Consider the following 14,831-nt stretch of genomic DNA (forward strand, 5'->3'; position numbering starts at 1 on the left):
GTCAAAGCGCCACCAGAACCGCGTAAGCCTTTAGTGCACCAACGCAATCAGTTCCTTGAGCAAATGTTCCGGCTGCTCACCGCTGAGTTCGGCGTCAACCGGCAGATACCACCAGTTATCTTTCGCAAAGGCGCGGCATTTCACCGCATCTTTTTCGGTCATGATCAGCGACTGCCCGGGTACGGTCAGGGCAGCGACCTGCACTTCCAACAGCGCCTGGTGGTCGGCCAGCGGAACGCGTTTTTCCAGCCGGGCACCACACTGTTCCAGCGTCGCGAAGAAGCGCGGCGGATGACCAATGCCCGCCATCGCTACCAGTGAAGGCAACTCTGAAACCGACCGGCGTTCACCCGTCACCAGGTTGATTGCCAGACCCGGCTGCAGGTGCATCGGGATTTCACCCGTTTTCGCCTCACCACCGTTCACGATCACCGCATCCACGGACGTCAGACGCGAAGCGCGTTCGCGCATGGGTCCGGCAGGTAACCACCAGCCGTTCCCAAAACGGCGAACCCCGTCGATGACCACAATCTCTTTATCTCGCGCCAGGGCATAATGCTGCAGACCATCGTCAGTGATAATGATCTGTACCGCATGTTCGGCAAGCAGGGCCCGGACGGCATCGCTGCGCACCGGGGAGACCGCAACAGGGGCGCCAGTACGCTGGAAAATCAATACCGGTTCATCACCCGCTTCAGCCGTCGTGGTTTCCGCCGTCAGCAGCAGCGGGTAATGCGCCGCTTTACCACCATATCCCCGCGATACCACGCCCGGGCGTATACCGCGCTTTTGCAACTGCTCCACCAGCCAGATCACCACCGGCGTTTTGCCGTTGCCGCCCGCCGTAAGATTACCGACAACCACAACGGGCACCGGCGCGCGCCAGGCCCGCTTCACCCCAAGACGATAAAGCAGACGGATAATGCCGCTCACCAGGCCGTAGAGCCAGGAGAGCGGCAAAAGCAGCAGCCACAGCGGGGATTCACCGGACCAGATGCGTGCAATCATTCGCCGAACTGCATCTTATGAAGCTGAGCGTAAACGCCGCGGTGTTCCAGCAGATCAGCATGGCTTCCGCGTTCAACAATGACCCCATCCTCAACCACGACGATTTCATCAGCCTGCTCGATAGTCGACAGACGGTGCGCAATCACCAGCGAGGTGCGGTTCTTTTGCAGCTCATCCAGCGCCGACTGAATCGCGCGTTCAGATTCCGTATCCAGCGCAGAGGTCGCTTCGTCCAGGATCAGTATCGGGCTGTCGCGCAGCAGCGCTCGGGCAATGGCGATACGCTGACGCTGCCCACCGGAGAGCAGTACACCGTTCTCGCCGATGATGGTATCCAGACCGTTATCCATCTTGTTGATAAAGTCCATGGCGTAGGCCATACGTGCGGCGTTCTCAATCTGCTCGCGGCTGTACTCTTCAGTGCGTGCATAAGCAATATTGTTTGCCACGGTATCGTTGAACAGGTGCACGTTCTGGGAGACCAGCGCCACCTGGTTACGGAGCGACTGCAGGGTATACTCCCGCAGATCGTGACCGTCTAACAGAATTTCACCTTCGTCAATGTCGTAGAAACGGGTGATCAGGCTGGCAATGGTCGATTTACCCGAGCCGGAACGGCCTACCAGCGCAACGGTTTTCCCCGCCGGAATGGTCAGGTTGATATTGCGCAGAGCCGGTGTTTCGCGGCCAGGATAAGTAAAGGTCACATTGCGGAACTCAACGTCGCCGTTCGCGCGCTCAATGACGCGTTTGCCTTCATCTTTTTCCTGCTCGGAATCCAGAATGCTGAACAGGGTCTGACAGGCCGCCATCCCACGCTGGAACTGGGCGTTGACGTTTGTCAGTGATTTCAGCGGACGCATCAGGGCGATCATTGAGGAGAAGACCACGGTGATGGTACCCGCCGTCAGCGTCTCCATGACGCTCGGGAAGCTTGCCGCATACAGAACGAACGCCAGCGCCAGTGAGGCAATCAGCTGAATAATCGGGTCGGAGATAGAAGAGGCCGAGACCATTTTCATCCCCTGCAGACGCATTTTGTTGCTCACTTTATCAAAACGTTTGGTTTCAACGTCCTGACCACCAAAAATCAGCACTTCTTTATGCCCTTTCAGCATCTGCTCTGCGCTGGTAGTCACCTGCCCCATCGTATTCTGCATATTCTTGCTGATATTACGGAAGCGTTTTGAGACGACGCGGATAGCAATAGAAACCACAGGTGCCAGAACGATAAGGATGAGCGACAGCTGCCAGCTGTAGTAGAACATCATCACGAACAGGCCGATAATCGACGCGCCCTCGCGCACAACGGTAATCAGCGCGCTGGAAGAGGAAGAGGCAACCTGCTCGGAGTCGTAGGTGATCCGCGACAGCAGCGTCCCGGTTGACTGCTTGTCAAAGAACGCAACCGGCATGCCCATCATGTGACTGAACAGTCGACGACGCATAGTCATCACTACTTTCCCGGATACCCAGGAAATGCAGTAGCTGGAGATATAGCTGGTGATACCGCGTAAGATCATCAGTCCGATAACCACCAGAGGCATCCATAGCAGCACTGAGCGATCCGTTTTACCAAAACCGTCGTCCAGTAACGGTTTGAGAAGCGATAGCATAAAGGTATCGCTGGCTGCGTTGAGGATTAACGCTACACCCGCCACGATCAAGCCTGCTTTAAAAGGGGCAATCATCGGCCAGAGTCGGCGGAACGTTTGCCACGTGGAGAGATCTTTGTCGTTATGCATTCAAAAAACCAGCATTGTTGAAATAGCCGCATATTCTACCCGTTATCGACGGGCGCGCCAAACCACTGATGATACCAACGTGGTAAAATTTGCTCTCGCAAGCGCCGGATTTGCCAGTGATGTTGCGAGAATGTCACCGATATTTGTCCTGAATGAGGGGTATCGTGCCAGATATACCCCTCTTTTCGATAACGTCGAACGACTTTTGCCGACGGGAAGTGCCATGCGTTATAGCGGGCCGCAGAATCCAGGGCGATCTGTCCTTCCACCCGCTGTACCAGCGGCAATGAAGACGAGGTATTGCTGCCATGATGGGGGACCTGTATGAGCGTGGCCCTCAGATGACGCCAGTAATGGCTAAGCATAGCCTGTTCCGCCTGCACTTCAATGTCCCCTGTTAGCAGAACGCTTTGCTCCCCGTCGTCCACCTTTACCACACAGGAATGGTTATTCCCCTGGGCCGGGTAATTTTCAGGAGGCCAGTGGACGGTGAAGGTTAACCCCTGCCATTCCCATTTCTGCCCACGAAAACAAGGGCGGTGCCCCGTCCTGCGTAACGGGCTTCTTACCCATATATCCGGCCATGCTTTTTGCAACGACGCGAGGCCTCCTGCATGGTCGAGGTGTTCATGACTGAGAATCACTCCTTCTGGCCGTAGGTGATGCCAGCGAAGCCAGGGAATAATTAACCGCTGCGCGCTGTCTCCGTCCGGCCAGGCGAGCCCGGTATCATAAAGAATGGCTTTTCCCTGCCTTTCAATGACCATGGCCAGCCCCTGCCCCACATCCAGCATATGCAGCGTCCAGCTCTCGCTTTTTGCCGCTCGCCAGAGGGGAAATGTCAGCAGGACACTGCCTGCAAGACAAATGGCAGGAACGGTTTTCCAGGCACGAAAACGCCAGGCAATAATACTCAACCACGGCAGTAATGCCATGATTTGCCAGCGCTGGTCGACATTCTGCCAGCCATTAGGCAGGCGCATCAGTAGCCAGAAGAGTCCCGCAAGCGACTTATCGGCGGCAAACCAGATGGCACTTTCTACCGCAGCCAGCGGTAGCAAATGGAGCAGCATACCGAGCAGGATCAGCGGGACGGAGACAAACGTTACCAGGGGCACGGCAAAGAGATTCGCGACCAGGGATGAGAGGCTGAAGCCATGGAAAATCAGAACCTGTAACGGCATGAGCAGCAGCAACATCCCGACCTGCAGATAAATCAGGTTCAGTAGCGGCCGCATCCGTCGTGTCCAATTCCAGTCGGGAAGAGGCAGCCACTGAAACCAGAAAATCAGCGCGGCGACGGCAAAGGCTGACAGAGCCAGACTCTGCGAAAGTACGGCCAGGGGATCGTTAATCAGTATCGCCGCGATGCAGCAGCTCCAAACCTGCCAGGGAGACCATTGACGGCCAGTAATCCGCAACAGAGCAAGCACCGCAAGGGCGATGATCATCCTCAGCGCAGGCGGTTGCAGACCGGTAAGCCAGGCGTAGAAAGCAGCAAAGAACAACCCGGCAAGGAGAGGCATTTGCCAGTGGACGCGGTGGCTGGGTAATAAAAACTGGAATCCACGTGCAAGTAACCAGACGAGAGAGGCTGCCAGCGCGATATGCAGACCCGAAATCGCCATCAGATGCAGCGTGCCGGTTTCCCGCATCAGGTCTTTTATTTCACGGGGTACTTCCAAGCGTTCTCCCATCCCAAGCCCCAGGATAACCGCTCCCCATCGGTAAGCTGAAAGTCGGTTTTGCAGCGACATCAGATATTGCGCTCGCAGGCTGCAGCGCCCGTCGACGATCTCCGCACGGGTGAAGCGCCCGCTCAGCGTTTGATGTCGGGCAAAAGCGCTGCGCTGAGAATCATAACCGCCGTCGTTGAGTTCGCCGTGTGCAGGCCTGAGCCTGAGCGTCACGCTCCAGCGCTGCCCTGCACACGCCTTTTGCGGCAGATAATTGCCATACAGCGTTACGCCGGTAGAGGCCCACCAGCGCTTGCCATTGACGCTTAGAATGCTTCCCTGATGTTGAGTGGCGCCGTCGGTCGCGGTGAGCTCTATCTCAGCCTGCACGGCCCCCGTTGTTAAATGCTGCATCGGCCAGATGCTCTCCTGCGCGGCAAAAATGCCCCAGGCACAAAATAACAGCGTCATACCCGCATACTTCAGTCGACTGTTTTGCCATGCAGCAAGCGCTAGCCCGCCAGCCATCATTACCCAAACGGTGTTGGGGGAAGGCAGTTCAGGTAACCAGAGTAACGGAACTATCGCCAGAATGGCGCAGATGCTAAGCGCGGGAATTCCCATTGCTACCTCCCTGTTTCAGGGTGGCAGTATGCAAGCAGGCTGAGCGGTCGTCAGGTGTGAAGAATACGATTTACGGCAAGCGCAGCAAGGTATTTAACGGGTTGCAGAAAACGAAACGGAAAATGCGGGGCACCTTGAGAAAGAAAGCGACAGCGACAAAAAAAGCACCCGCAGGTGCTTTCTTTCGAACCCAGTTTAACCGGCTGGCTAAACTCAGTTGCCGTAAATATTGGCGCGATCGCGCAGTTCTTTACCCGGCTTAAAGTGTGGAACGTACTTACCTTCCAGCTCGACTTTATCGCCAGTTTTCGGGTTACGCCCGGTACGTGGAGCACGATAGTGCAGAGAAAAACTACCGAAACCGCGGATTTCAATGCGCTCGCCCTGGGCAAGAGTGGAGGCCATATGCTCCAGCATCTCTTTTACGGCATCTTCCACTGCCTTGGCAGGGATATGCGGTTGCTGACTGGCAAGTCTTTCAATCAATTCTGACTTGGTCATGATTCCTCCGGTTCCTTTCAAACCAATTAGCTGAACAGCTCATTAAACAAGGGCGGCCGTAGCCGCCCTTTGTTATTGATTACAGGACGAATCCTGTAATCTGTCAAGTTTGCTCCTCATCCTTCGCGCTGTAAATGCGTTACAGCGCAAATGATGCTGAGAACCTGATATTACTCGCCTTTAGCTGCTTTGAAAGCTTCAGCCATTGCGTTGTTAGAGAAGTTTGCATCTTCCTGTTTGTTAACAGTTGCGATTGCATCTTTCTCATCAGCTTCGTCTTTAGCACGAACAGACAGGCTGATTGCACGGTTCTTACGGTCAACACCGGTGAACTTAGCTTCAACGTCGTCGCCTACGTTCAGAACCAGAGTGGCATCTTCAACGCGGTCACGGGAAGCTTCAGAAGCGCGCAGGTAACCTTCAACGCCGTCAGCCAGTTCTACGGTTGCGCCTTTAGCGTCAACTGCAGTCACTTTACCGTTTACGATTGCGCCTTTCTTGTTCAGTGCAACCCAGTTGTTGAACGGATCTTCTGCGAGCTGTTTAACGCCCAGGGAGATACGCTCACGCTCTGCGTCAACCTGCAGAACAACTGCAGCGATTTCGTCGCCTTTTTTGTATTCACGAACTGCTTCTTCGCCTGCAACGTTCCAGGAGATGTCAGACAGGTGAACCAGGCCATCGATGCCGCCGTCCAGGCCAATGAAGATACCGAAGTCAGTGATAGACTTGATTTTACCTTCAACACGGTCGCCCTTGTTGTGGGTTTCCGCGAACTGCTGCCATGGGTTGTTTTTGCACTGCTTCAGGCCCAGGGAGATACGACGACGTTCTTCGTCGATATCCAGAACCATCACTTCCACTACATCACCAACGTTAACAACTTTGGATGGGTGGATGTTTTTGTTGGTCCAGTCCATTTCGGAAACGTGCACCAGACCTTCAACGCCTTCTTCGATTTCAACGAAGCAGCCGTAGTCAGTCAGGTTGGTTACGCGACCAGTCAGTTTAGTCCCTTCTGGGTAACGCTTAGCGATAGCTACCCATGGATCTTCGCCCAGCTGTTTCAGGCCGAGGGATACACGAGTACGCTCGCGGTCGAACTTCAGCACTTTAACAGTGATTTCGTCGCCCACGTTCACGATTTCGCTTGGGTGCTTAACGCGTTTCCACGCCATGTCGGTGATGTGCAGCAGGCCATCAACGCCGCCCAGGTCAACGAATGCGCCGTAGTCAGTGAGGTTCTTAACGATACCTTTGACTTCCATGCCTTCCTGCAGGTTTTCCAGCAGCTGATCGCGTTCTGCGCTGTTTTCGGATTCGATAACGGCACGACGGGAAACAACAACGTTGTTACGCTTCTGGTCCAGCTTGATTACTTTGAACTCAAGCTCTTTGCCTTCCAGGTGCAGGGTGTCACGAACTGGACGAACGTCTACCAGAGAACCTGGCAGGAACGCACGAATACCATTCAGCTCAACAGTGAAGCCACCTTTAACTTTGCCGTTGATAACACCGACCACAGTTTCAGCTTCTTCGTAAGCTTTTTCCAGCGTGATCCATGCTTCGTGACGTTTCGCTTTCTCACGAGAAAGCAGGGTTTCACCGAAGCCGTCTTCTACTGCGTCCAGAGCAACGTCAACTTCGTCGCCAACCTGGATTTCCAGCTCGCCCTGGGCGTTTTTGAACTGCTCTGCCGGAATGGCGGACTCAGATTTCAGACCGGCGTCAACCAGTACTACGTCTTTGTCGATAGCAACAACAACACCGCGAACGATGGAACCCGGGCGGGTTTCGATTTCTTTTAAGGATTCTTCAAACAGTTGAGCAAAAGATTCAGTCATGTTTAATCTTCAGGTTAATATTAACGTCCACCTGGCTCCATGCCGGATGGGGTTGTTTCACATACCCGCCGTCAATCCATTGCAGCGGGGGTACTGCTAAATCGGTCGCGATTACGCGAGTGCCAGTTTTTGGCGCGCATATTGTAGCGCTTTTTCAATCACTTGCTCAATAGTTAAACTGGTTGAATCCAGAACTAATGCATCTTCTGCTGGAACAAGTGGGGCGACGGCGCGGTTACGATCGCGGCCATCGCGCTCTTTTATCTCGGATAAAAGGCGATCAAAGTTAACACTAAACCCCTTTTCCTGCAACTGAAGCATGCGGCGTTGAGCGCGTTCTTCCGAAGAGGCGTCAAGGAAAATTTTCACAGGTGCATCAGGGAATACCACGGTTCCCATATCGCGTCCGTCCGCGATCAAACCCGGTGCTTCACGGAACGCGCGCTGACGACGTAACAGCGCCTCACGAACGCGCGGGAAGGCCGCTACCTGAGAGGCCGCATTCGCCACTTCCTGAGTACGGATTTCCCCGCTCACGTCTTCCCCTTCAAGGATGACTTCCAGGTTGCCATTGGTCGACACGAAACGCACATCAAGATGCGCAGCCAGCGGAACCAGCGCTTCTTCTGACGCCACGTCCACATGATGATGCAGCGCAGCCAGGGCCAGCACGCGATAGATTGCTCCCGAATCTAAAAGATGCCATTGCAATGCTTCCGCCATCGCTTTGCACAGAGTCCCTTTCCCTGCGCCACTCGGCCCGTCAATGGTGATTACCGGGGCAATTGCCGTCATCTTTTTCTCCTTAAATAAGGCATACCGTTTACATGAACGCCGCGCATTATACGCGTCAACGTGCGCAACTGTTACCTTTGCGTGCAAATTACGGATTGATTGAAGCAGAGTGTAGAAGAAATGAACGGAAGTGTTCGTCAGGAAGCGTAAGGAAATGCCGCATCAGGTGATGCGGCAAAAGTCATCAGGCCAGCGTGCTAATGCGTGCCAGCTGTTCAAAGTAGTCCGGGAACGTTTTCGCCGTACATTTCGGATCGAGAATGGTCACAGGCGTGTCGGACAGTGCCACCAGCGAGAAGCACATCGCCATACGGTGATCGTTGTAGGTGCCGATCTCGGCAACCTGCAGTTTTGCAGGAGGCGTGACGCGAATGTAGTCTTCGCCCTCTTCCACCTCTGCTCCGACCTTACGCAGCTCAGTCGCCATCGCAAACAGACGGTCAGTCTCTTTTACGCGCCAGTTGTAGATGTTACGCAGCGTGGTGGTGCCTTTTGCAAACAGCGCCGCCGTGGCAATGGTCATCGCCGCATCCGGAATATGGTTCATGTCCATGTCGATGGCCTTCAGCTCGCCGTGGGTACAGGAAATGAAGTCATCACCCCAGGTCACAACCGCGCCCATTTTTTCCAGCACGTCCGCAAAACGAATGTCACCCTGCACGCTGTTGCGGCCAATACCGGTCACCTTCACGGTACCGCCTTTGATCGCGCCTGCAGCCAGGAAGTAAGATGCCGACGAGGCGTCGCCTTCAACAAGATAGCTGCCCGGAGACTGGTACTGCTGCGCCCCACGCACGACAAAACGCTGATAAGACTGGTTTTCCACCTCAACGCCGAAGGTTTTCATCAGGTGCAGCGTGATATCAATATACGGTTTGGAGACCAGCTCGCCTTTAATCGTGATAACCGTATCCTGCGGCGCCAGCGGCGCGGTCATCAGCAGTGCGGTCAAGAACTGGCTGGAGACGCTGCCGTCAACCTCAACGTGACCACCGGTAAAGCCCCCGCGCAGACGCAGTGGCGGATAATTTTCCTGCTCCAGATACTCGATCTGCGCGCCGCCCTGACGCAGGGCATCCACCAGATGGCCAATCGGACGCTCTTTCATGCGCGGCTCGCCGGTCAGCACAATGTTGTTGCGCCCCAGACACAGGGCCGCCGCCAGCGGACGCATCGCGGTACCCGCGTTGCCCAGAAACAGCTCAAGCTCTTCACCCGTCTGTAGCGCGCCGCCGTTGCCGGTCACTTCGCAGCGGGTACGATCGTCGGAGAAAGTGTAATGAACGCCCAACGCTTTCAGCGCATTGAGCATATGGCGCACGTCATCGCTGTCCAGCAGGTTTGTAAGGACGGTGGTGCCGTTTGCCAGTGCTGCCAGCAGCAGAGCGCGGTTCGAGACACTTTTTGAACCAGGCAGATTAATGGTGCCATCTACCCGCGCGATAGGTTGTAACGTCAGGGATTCCATGAAAACTTAACTCTCAACTCAACATAATAAAAACCCCGCAGCAGGGCTACGGGGGTGAAAACAGCGCGATTAACCGTGGCGACGTTCGAAGTCGATCATGAAATCGGTCAGCGCTTTAACGCCTTCCAGCGGCATCGCGTTATAGATGGAGGCACGCATGCCGCCCACGACACGGTGACCTTTCAGCGCGTGCAGGCCGGCCGCGAAGGACTCTTCCAGGAACACTTTATCCAGGTTGCTGTCCGCCAGCTGGAACGGCACGTTCATGCGGGAACGGTTAGCTTTCGCCACGTCGTTGCGGTAGAAATCGCTCTTGTCGATCACGCCATACAGCAGTTCGGCTTTCTGCTGATTCACTTTGTCCATCTGCGCCACGCCGCCGTTTTGCTTCAGCCATTTGAAGACCAGGCCGGAGAGGTACCAGGCAAACGTCGGTGGGGTGTTGAACATAGAATCGTTGTCGTTCAGCACGGTGTAATCAAGAATGGACGGGCACGATGTATGCGCTTTACCCAGCAGGTCTTCACGCACGATAACAATCGTCAGGCCTGCAGGGCCGATATTTTTCTGCGCGCCCGCGTAGATTACGCCATAACGGCTGACGTCAATTGGCGCAGACAGAATGGTGGAGGAGAAGTCAGCGGCAACCACGACGTCTTTACCGAAGTTCGGCGTCTCGTCGATGGCAATCCCATCAATGGTTTCGTTCGGGCAATAGTGCAGATACGCTGCGTTATCAGAAAGCTGCCATTCGCTCATTGGCTTCACGGCGCGCAGGCCGTCAACGGTCACTTTGGCGTCAATCACATTCGGCGTGCAGTATTTGTGCGCTTCTTTCACCGCACTGGCCGCCCAGTAGCCTGCGTCAACGTAGTCTGCCGTCGTTTTATCGCCCAGGATGTTTAGCGGTACGCCTGCAAACTGGCCGCGTCCGCCGCCGTGACAGAACAATACTTTGTAGTTCGAGGGAATATTCAGCAGATCGCGAAAATCCTTTTCTGCCTCTTCCGCCACCTGAATAAACTCTTTACCCCGGTGGCTGATTTCCATCACCGACGTTCCCAGACCGTTCCAGTCACAAAGTTCCTGTTGAGCCTGTTTAAGCACGTCTGCCGGTAACATTGCCGGACCTGAACTGAAATTAAAGACTTGAGCCATTTCCCCTCACCACGCTAAAAGCCATAAGTTATAACTGTGGATATCGGTTTTATCATTCAGTGACACGCGCCGCAATGTCTAAAACTTATGACCCGTGAAATGTGCCCCACGTCACACAAAACAATCTGCCGCCTCGCCAGGACAAAACCGACAAAATGGCTGTCAGGTGATGCGTTTAGCCCGGCTAACCTTCGTCCATTCCGGATTTGCACAGCGGGGGCATAATTGACGATCCCCTGGCTGCATCGCGACGACATGGCTACATCTCACGCAGGCATACTCGCCTGACTCAGGTACGGTTCTGAAACGCTCGACCAGCATATCCGGCAGGATGCACAGTCCCGGCCTCACCTCATCGTCAGAATAGTAATAGACGCTGATCTGCCCGTTGGTCTCCATGATCGCCAGACGCACCTGCCCGAGCTGTTCCACGCTGTTGAGGCGTAGCTCCATAAAAAACTCAAACTCGGTCATATTGGCGCTTTGCACATTTTCCCAGGCCAGCTGACCGTCCTCGACGATAACGACCGGCTTCCCTTCAAGCAGATCTTCCAGCTTTTCACTTTTCGACATCAGCCACATGACAAGGCGGTAAAGCAGCGCCAGTGTGACAAAAACGATAAATACCGGCACCATCGGCACATCATCATAGAAGGCGACATCCCCCGCCGCGGAACCCAGCGTCAGGATGATCAATACTTCAAAAAGCGACATCTGCCGCACGCCGCGACGACCGGTGATTTTAAGAAACAGGAAGACCAGAACGAAGGTATACAGACTACGCAGCGCCACTTCGCCTAAAAATTCAGGGGGGACTTTATCAAACGCCATCCGCTGGAGATCGAATGCTTTCATTTTTCTATGCCTTAACAGTGAGTTACTGACAATAAGCATAGCCCAGTCTTTTATTTTCGCCGGAGATAGCACCCGTCACACAAAACCCGTATCATTGCGCGCTTTACGTACGATAAAAGTGAACGCCATGACTCAAACGTTTATCCCCGGCAAAGACGCCGCTCTGGAAGATTCCATCGCTCGCTTCCAGCAGAAACTGACCGACCTGGGTTTTAACATCGAAGAAGCCTCCTGGCTCAATCCGGTGCCGCATGTCTGGTCTGTGCATATTCGCGATAAAGACTGTGCCCTGTGCTTTACCAACGGTAAAGGCGCGACAAAAAAAGCGGCACTGGCCTCCGCGCTGGGTGAGTATTTTGAGCGTCTGTCCACCAACTATTTCTTCGCTGACTTCTGGCTGGGCGAAACCATCGCCAACGGCCCGTTCGTTCACTATCCGAACGAAAAATGGTTCCCGCTGACCGAAGACGATGAACTGCCGGAAGGAATTCTCGACGCGCGCCTGCGTGCCTTCTACGATCCGGAAAACGAACTGACCGCCAGCATGCTGATCGATCTGCAGTCTGGCAACGACGATCGCGGTATTTGTGCCCTGCCGTTTACCCGTCAGTCTGACGAGCAGACCGTCTATATCCCGATGAACATCGTCGGCAACCTGTATGTGTCTAACGGCATGTCCGCCGGTAACACCCGCAATGAAGCGCGCGTGCAGGGGCTGTCTGAAGTCTTCGAGCGTCATATCAAAAACCGCATTATTGCCGAATCCATCAGCCTGCCTGAAATTCCGGCAGAGGTGCTGGCGCGCTACCCGGGCGTGGTGGAATCCATCGCCAAGCTGGAAGCAGAAGGTTTCCCAATCTTTGCGTATGACGGCTCGCTGGGCGGCAAGTATCCAGTGATCTGCGTCGTGCTGTTTAACCCGACCAACGGCACCTGCTTCGCCTCCTTCGGCGCGCACCCGGACTTCGGCGTGGCGCTGGAGCGTACCGTTACCGAGCTGCTCCAGGGCCGTAGCCTGAAAGATCTCGACGTGTTTACGCCGCCAACGTTTGACGATGAAGAAGTGGCCGAGCATACCAACCTCGAAACCCACTTCATCGATTCCAGCGGCTTAATTTCCTGGGATATGTTCAAGAAGGACGCGGACTATCCGTTCGTGGACTGGAGCTTTGCCGGTACCACGGAAGAAGAGTTCGCGACGCTGATGGCGATCTTTAACGCGGAAGACCAGGAAGTGTACATTGCCGATTACGAGCACCTGGGCGTTTACGCGTGCCGCATCATCGTGCCTGGCATGTCTGATATCTATCCGGCGGAAGATCTGTGGCTGGCGAACAACAGCATGGGCGCGCATCTGCGTGAAACGCTGCTGGCTCTGCCGGGCAGCGAATGGGAGAAAGAAGATTATCTGAACCTGATCGCCCAGCTGGACGAAGAAGGCCACGATGATTTCACCCGCGTACGCGAACTCCTGGGCCTGGCGACCGGTAAAGACAACGGCTGGTACACCCTGCGCATCGGTGAGTTGAAAGCGATGCTGGCCCTGGCGGGCGGCGATCTGGATCAGGCCCTGGCCTGGACCGAGTGGACCATGGAGTTCAACCAGTCGGTCTTCTCTGCCGAGCGCACCAACTATTACCGCTGCCTGCAAACCCTGCTGCTGCTTGCACAGGAAGAGGATCGCGAACCGCTGCAATATCTGAATGCTTTCGTGCGAATGTACGGCGCTGAGGCCGTTGAAGCAGCCAGCGCAGCCCTGAGCGGCGAAGCGCCGTTCTATGGCCTGCAGGCTGTTGATAGCGATCTGAAAGCCTTCCCGGCGCATCAGTCGCTGCTGAAGGCCTACGAAAAGCTGCAGAAAGCAAAAGCCGCTTACTGGTCAAAATAAGCGCACATAACATTACCAGCAGTAGGCGTATTCAATCGTCTGGGCTATATTACGGGGCAATTTCATTGCCCCTTTTTTTATTTCCTTCGGCAATGATTGTTGATTGTAATAATAAAGTTAAACACGGGTAAATATAATAATATTGATCTGGGCTTTACTGTTACTTTTTATGGTTAATACTCCATATTAATTAACTGATAAAGAGGTGGCTGAACGAAAAAATTCAACTCTTTTCATAACTTTTAAAATTTATTTTTATACGGATAATCAAATACTTACTCCGCATTTGCTGTAAATCCATACACATTGCGGGCCTATAAGCCAGGCGAGATATGATCTATATCAATTTCTCTTCTATAATGCTTTGTTAGTATCTCGTCGCCGACTTAATAAAGAGAGAGTTAGTGTGAAAGCTGACAACCCTTTTGATCTTTTACTCCCTGCTGCGATGGCCAAAGTTGCCGAAGAAGCAGGTGTCTATAAAGCAACGAAACACCCGATGAAGACGTTCTATCTGGCGATCACGGCTGGTGTGTTCATCTCTATCGCTTTCGTCTTCTACATCACCGCCACTACCGGTACTGCCGGAATGCCTTTCGGCATGGCCAAACTGATTGGCGGCATTTGTTTCTCACTGGGTCTGATTCTTTGCGTTATTTGCGGCGCCGACCTCTTCACCTCAACGGTGCTGATTGTCGTGGCAAAGGCGAGCGGAAGAATTACCTGGGGTCAGCTGGCACGTAACTGGCTTAATGTTTACGTGGGTAACCTGGTTGGCTGTCTGCTCTTTGTTTTGTTGATGTGGCTTTCTGGCGAGTACATGACCGCCAACGGTGGTTGGGGCCTTAACGTCCTGCAAACTGCCGACCACAAAATGCACCACACATTTATCGAAGCCGTTGCTCTCGGCATCCTCGCGAACCTGATGGTCTGCCTGGCTGTATGGATGAGCTACTCGGGTCGTAGCCTGATGGACAAAGCCTTAATTATGGTTCTGCCGGTTGCGATGTTCGTTGCCAGCGGCTTTGAGCACAGTATCGCGAATATGTTCATGATCCCAATGGGCATTGTTATCCGCGACTTTGCGAGCCCGGAGTTCTGGACCGCAGTTGGTTCATCCCCGGAAAGTTTCTCTCACCTGACTATTATGAATTTCATTACTGATAACCTGATCCCTGTCACTATCGGGAACATTATCGGTGGGGGTCTGTTAGTTGGGTTGACATACTGGGTCATTTACCTGCGTGGCGACGATCATCATTGATGGTT

11 protein-coding genes are annotated in these 14,831 nt (G+C 54.1%); 2 read left to right on the plus strand and 9 right to left on the minus strand.

The window, feature by feature from the left end; genetic code table 11:
* Nucleotides 1–30: 30 nt before the first annotated feature.
* The 9 genes from lpxK to FHC48_RS03090 form a co-directional block, all read right to left on the minus strand.
* Complete coding sequence (gene lpxK, locus FHC48_RS03050; protein ID WP_045352035.1) at nt 31–1,008, minus strand: tetraacyldisaccharide 4'-kinase; 978 nt, start codon at nt 1,006–1,008, stop codon at nt 31–33.
* Nucleotides 1,005–2,753: a lipid A ABC transporter ATP-binding protein/permease MsbA gene (gene msbA / locus FHC48_RS03055; protein ID WP_008499963.1), complete on the minus strand. Its 1,749-nt coding sequence runs from the start codon at nt 2,751–2,753 to the stop codon at nt 1,005–1,007. The genes lpxK and msbA overlap by 4 nt, the downstream gene beginning before the upstream one ends.
* A gap of 35 nt (nt 2,754–2,788) precedes the next feature.
* Nucleotides 2,789–5,053: a ComEC family protein gene (locus tag FHC48_RS03060; protein WP_059362032.1), complete on the minus strand. Its 2,265-nt coding sequence runs from the start codon at nt 5,051–5,053 to the stop codon at nt 2,789–2,791.
* Nucleotides 5,054–5,266: 213 nt separating this feature from the next.
* On the minus strand, nt 5,267–5,554 hold the full coding sequence (ihfB, locus tag FHC48_RS03065) for an integration host factor subunit beta (RefSeq protein ID WP_008499965.1): 288 nt from the start codon (nt 5,552–5,554) through the stop codon (nt 5,267–5,269).
* Nucleotides 5,555–5,724: 170 nt separating this feature from the next.
* Nucleotides 5,725–7,398 carry a 30S ribosomal protein S1 gene (rpsA, locus tag FHC48_RS03070; protein WP_008499966.1) on the minus strand — a complete coding sequence of 558 codons (1,674 nt, stop codon included), beginning with the start codon at nt 7,396–7,398 and terminating at the stop codon, nt 5,725–5,727.
* Between the two features lie 111 nt (nt 7,399–7,509).
* Nucleotides 7,510–8,193: a (d)CMP kinase gene (gene cmk / locus FHC48_RS03075; RefSeq protein ID WP_220420504.1), complete on the minus strand. Its 684-nt coding sequence runs from the start codon at nt 8,191–8,193 to the stop codon at nt 7,510–7,512.
* A 184-nt stretch (nt 8,194–8,377) separates the two neighbouring features.
* Nucleotides 8,378–9,661, minus strand: coding sequence for a 3-phosphoshikimate 1-carboxyvinyltransferase (gene aroA, locus FHC48_RS03080; protein WP_220420505.1), 1,284 nt, complete (start codon nt 9,659–9,661; stop codon nt 8,378–8,380).
* A 69-nt stretch (nt 9,662–9,730) separates the two neighbouring features.
* Nucleotides 9,731–10,819, minus strand: coding sequence for a 3-phosphoserine/phosphohydroxythreonine transaminase (gene serC, locus FHC48_RS03085; protein ID WP_021240877.1), 1,089 nt, complete (start codon nt 10,817–10,819; stop codon nt 9,731–9,733).
* A 162-nt stretch (nt 10,820–10,981) separates the two neighbouring features.
* Nucleotides 10,982–11,674 carry a DUF421 domain-containing protein gene (locus FHC48_RS03090; protein ID WP_023343682.1) on the minus strand — a complete coding sequence of 231 codons (693 nt, stop codon included), beginning with the start codon at nt 11,672–11,674 and terminating at the stop codon, nt 10,982–10,984.
* Nucleotides 11,675–11,801: 127 nt separating this feature from the next.
* Between FHC48_RS03090 and ycaO the strand changes: the two genes are divergently transcribed.
* Nucleotides 11,802–13,562: a 30S ribosomal protein S12 methylthiotransferase accessory factor YcaO gene (gene ycaO / locus FHC48_RS03095; RefSeq protein WP_008499973.1), complete on the plus strand. Its 1,761-nt coding sequence runs from the start codon at nt 11,802–11,804 to the stop codon at nt 13,560–13,562.
* Between the two features lie 406 nt (nt 13,563–13,968).
* Entirely contained in the window at nt 13,969–14,826 is an 858-nt protein-coding gene (focA, locus tag FHC48_RS03100; protein ID WP_008499974.1) for a formate transporter FocA, read from the plus strand.
* Nucleotides 14,827–14,831: the final 5 nt, after the last annotated feature.

This window comes from Enterobacter sp. EC_50 (genome assembly GCF_019584525.1).
Taxonomy (GTDB): Bacteria; Pseudomonadota; Gammaproteobacteria; order Enterobacterales; family Enterobacteriaceae; genus Enterobacter; species Enterobacter roggenkampii.

Excerpts from the sequence above, each read along its gene's own strand:
- lpxK (WP_045352035.1), bottom strand. The coding sequence starts at position 1,008 with ATGATTGCACGCATCTGGTCCGGTGAATCCCCGCTGTGGCTGCTGCTT.
- msbA (WP_008499963.1), bottom strand. The coding sequence starts at position 2,753 with ATGCATAACGACAAAGATCTCTCCACGTGGCAAACGTTCCGCCGACTC.
- FHC48_RS03060 (WP_059362032.1), bottom strand. The coding sequence starts at position 5,053 with ATGGGAATTCCCGCGCTTAGCATCTGCGCCATTCTGGCGATAGTTCCG.
- ihfB (WP_008499965.1), bottom strand. The coding sequence starts at position 5,554 with ATGACCAAGTCAGAATTGATTGAAAGACTTGCCAGTCAGCAACCGCAT.
- rpsA (WP_008499966.1), bottom strand. The coding sequence starts at position 7,398 with ATGACTGAATCTTTTGCTCAACTGTTTGAAGAATCCTTAAAAGAAATC.
- cmk (WP_220420504.1), bottom strand. The coding sequence starts at position 8,193 with ATGACGGCAATTGCCCCGGTAATCACCATTGACGGGCCGAGTGGCGCA.
- aroA (WP_220420505.1), bottom strand. The coding sequence starts at position 9,661 with ATGGAATCCCTGACGTTACAACCTATCGCGCGGGTAGATGGCACCATT.
- serC (WP_021240877.1), bottom strand. The coding sequence starts at position 10,819 with ATGGCTCAAGTCTTTAATTTCAGTTCAGGTCCGGCAATGTTACCGGCA.
- FHC48_RS03090 (WP_023343682.1), bottom strand. The coding sequence starts at position 11,674 with ATGAAAGCATTCGATCTCCAGCGGATGGCGTTTGATAAAGTCCCCCCT.
- ycaO (WP_008499973.1), top strand. The coding sequence starts at position 11,802 with ATGACTCAAACGTTTATCCCCGGCAAAGACGCCGCTCTGGAAGATTCC.